Annotated in this window: 1 protein-coding gene; it reads left to right on the forward strand. The window is 56.1% G+C overall.

The annotated features are described in order from the left end of the window. Positions 1–2,787: DUF3427 domain-containing protein (locus tag Q0216_RS01435; protein ID WP_298592354.1), on the forward strand; the 2,787-nt coding region annotated here is incomplete at its 5' end. Positions 2,788–3,050: the final 263 nt, after the last annotated feature.

The following is a 3,050-nucleotide window of genomic DNA, read 5'->3' on the forward strand; positions in this document are numbered from 1 at the left end:
GTAGATTTGCTCTGCTCATTTCTTAAAATGTCCGGCGTTAATAGTTTGAGTGAGCAACTTAAAGCTATTAAAAATCGCGGTATTCCTTTCCGCATTATTACCACCACCTACATGGGCGCAACCGACCGCAAGGCTATCGACCGCCTCGTTGAAGAGTACGGCGCCGAGGTAAAAATCAGCTACCAGGGCGACAGCACCCGCCTGCACGCGAAGGCTTGGCTGTTCCACCGCAATACCGGCATGTCCACCGGCTATGTGGGCAGCTCGAACCTCTCCAGTGCCGCGCTCACCGACGGTCTGGAGTGGAATGTTCGCATCTCCAACCCGATTACGCCCGGCCTGATCCGCCAGTTTGAGGGCCTCTTCGAAAGCTACTGGAAGAGCGGCGATTTCACCCTTTACACCGCCTCTGACAAGGAGAAACAGGAGCTCGACACCGCCCTGGCCAAGGCGGATATTACCGGCCGTAAAAGCAAGGGCCTGGAATACGATATCGACTCGTCCCTGCTGGATGTGCACCCGTTCCCGCATCAGGTGCGCATGCTTGAAGAAATGCAGAACGCTCGTTCTAAGGGTCGTCACCGTAACCTCGCCGTGGCCGCAACCGGTACCGGCAAAACCGTGTTCTCGGCTCTCGATTACAGGCGCCTCTGCGAGCAGTCCGGCAAAAAGCTGAAGCTGCTTTTTATTGCGCACCGCAAAGAAATCCTTGACCAGGCGCGCCGCACTTTCGGCGACGTCATGCTAAAAGGTAATTTCGGTGAGCTCCTGACCGGCGGCAAAAAGCCTGAATACAATGAGGCTGTTTTTGCGACCATTCAAACGTTGTCAGGTGCTGCCCTCGAAAATTACGCGCCAGACTATTTTGACGTCATCATCATGGACGAATGTCACCACATTAAGGCAGCCAGCTGGGATAAAGTTTTCAACTATTTTGAGCCCCGCGAATTTATCGGCCTGACCGCAACCCCCGAACGAGAAGACGGGGTGAACATCGCCGACAAGTACTTTGACGGCTACGTGGCAACCTCAATCCGCCTGTGGGACGCGCTCGAAGACCACCTCCTCGTACCCTTCCAGTACTTCGGTGTTGCCGACGGCACCGACCTGCGCCGCATCAACGTTCGGGGTGGCCAGTACGACGAAAACGCCCTGGAGAACCTGTACACCAAGGACGAGGCTGAACGCCGCCTGCGCATCATCGTGGAGGAGCTACGCGAGAAGGTCGACAACCCCCTGCGCATGAAGGCGCTCGGGTTCTGCGTAAGCGTGAAGCACGCCGAATACATGGCGCAGAAGTTCAACGAGATCGGTATTCCCGCTGACTTCTTGGTCGGCACAGATTCCGCCGAGCGCCGCGCCGAGGTCATGAAGAACCTTGCAGACGAAGCGCACGAGCTGACCACGATCTTCACCGTGGACCTGTTCAACGAGGGCGTCGATATTCCGAGCGTCGATACCCTCCTGATGCTGCGCCCCACCCAGTCGCTCACCCTCTTCCTGCAGCAGCTGGGCCGCGGCCTGCGCCGTGCACCGTTGAAGTCCGTTCTGACCATCCTCGACTTTGTAGGACACCAGAACAAGAACTTCATGGTTCACCACAAGTACCGCGCCTTTGCGCGGCAGGGCACCCTGACCGAGCAGGACATTAAGAGCCCCGAGCTGCCGGCTGGCTGCCACTTCCACCTGGACGAGCTGACTCAGAAGCAGGTCATCCAGAAGATTCGCGAATCCCTGCGCATGAACCAGAGCGCCCTCATCGACACCGCAAAGAGCTACCTGGAAGATATGCGCCGAAACTCCACGGAACCCGATATTCGCCCGACCGTCATTGACTTCATCAACCACTACGGATTGGGACTGCCGCAGATTTACGGCCGTAGCAGCAAGGTGCCCCTGCCCGGTGTCACTAAGCCCGTCGCAACGACCTGGACCAGCCTCCAGGCCGCGAGTGAACTGTACCCCGACCTGGTGGTTCCCTTCCAGGACAACGTGGCCATCGAGACGAATAAGCGCGTCAAGGCACTCACGCACGTACACGACACGTTCCGCATTAACGCCTACCTGGAGCTGCTGAACACGGACATCCTGGAGCAGGACATGACCGATGAACAGCGCCGCCACGCATGGATGCTACTGTTCTCCATCTGGCCTTATGCCAAGTGGGACGGTTCTACCGAAAAATTCAGCCTCAATGAAGGCCTGGCGACTCTGCGCAAGAACCGCGGTATTCTGCAGGAGTTGGAAAGCGTCTGGAACTTTAACGCCGCTACGGATACCGCCTCCACCCTGCCACTCTTTGAGGGCGAAGATATTCCTCTGCGCACTCACGCTCTCTACTCCCGTGAGGAACTATTTGCTGGTTTAGGTGGTCATGAGGAAAATTTTAAGGTTCCTGGCGTTTCAGTTAACGGTGTCGTACCCTTCAACTCATCAAACACCACCGCACTACTAGTGAATTTGGAGAAGTCTGAAAAGCACTTCTCCCCAACCACCATGTACAAGGACTACGCCATCAGCACTGACGAGTTCGCGTGGGATTCACAGAACGCAACCACCCCCGAAAGCTCGCTGGGTCAGCTCTTTCAGCATCATGAGGAGCAAGGCCGACGTATCGTTCTTTTCGTTCGCCGCAACAAGAAGGATGCTATAGGCACCAGCCCCTACATGTGCCTGGGCACCGTGAAATATATTTCTCACGAGGGTTCTAAGCCGATGCATATTCGCTGGTCGTTGGACCGCCCGATGCCGGCGTCCATGTTCCAGATCGCGAAGATTGCCTCGTAGGTGCTGAATAACCGCAGCAGGCGGCCCCGGATGCGCAAGTGTTCGGGGTCGCCTGCTTTTTAGACAGAGGTTTTCGATAGGTTAGTGTCTTCGCCGTGGGTCTTTAACCCGCATTAAAGTCACTAACCTATCGACGAAAAGGCAAGGCATAACCCATAACCGGCTCTCACCTTACCTGGGGCAGCCGGAGATTCGGTCATGGGTTACGGATTTGTGCCATAGGTTAGTGTCTTTGGTCGTAGTTAAAAACCATGGTCGAAGAC

The sequence above is a fragment of the uncultured Rothia sp. genome (assembly GCF_937976295.1).
Classification (GTDB): domain Bacteria; phylum Actinomycetota; class Actinomycetes; order Actinomycetales; family Micrococcaceae; genus Rothia.